The sequence below is a fragment of the Cognatundibacterium luofuense genome, from assembly GCF_018139685.1.
Taxonomy (GTDB): Bacteria; Pseudomonadota; Gammaproteobacteria; order Burkholderiales; family Burkholderiaceae_D; genus Undibacterium; species Undibacterium luofuense.
On record NZ_JAGSPN010000361.1, the window covers coordinates 1 to 343 of the forward strand.

Below are 343 nucleotides of genomic sequence, written 5' to 3' on the forward strand. Positions count from 1 at the left end.
TGCATTTGCCGGTATTCCGCAGCGCTTTGAATGGGTTATGAATCGTAATGGTGAGCCATTTTATAATGAAGTCAGCTTAAGCCGGGTCGAACTCAATGGCGAGATGCTGGTGTTTTGTATGGAGCGTGATATCAATTCACGCAAGAGCACAGAGCGCTTGTTGGAAGGTCAGAACCGCTTGCTGCAACTGATAGGTGGTAATGAAGATCCTATCTATATATTGAATGCGGTCTGTGACTTTGTGCAAGAAATGCGTCCGCAATGGATTACCGGGATACAGTTATTGTCGGATGATCAGCGCACGTTTGTGCAGGGTGTCGGCAAGCGTTTTCCCGACGTGCTG

1 protein-coding gene is annotated in these 343 nt (G+C 47.8%); it reads left to right on the forward strand.

Annotated features, from left to right (window positions below; genetic code table 11):
* Positions 1-343 (forward strand): hypothetical protein (locus KDM89_RS20785; RefSeq protein WP_212689735.1); only part of this gene is annotated, 343 nt, incomplete at both ends.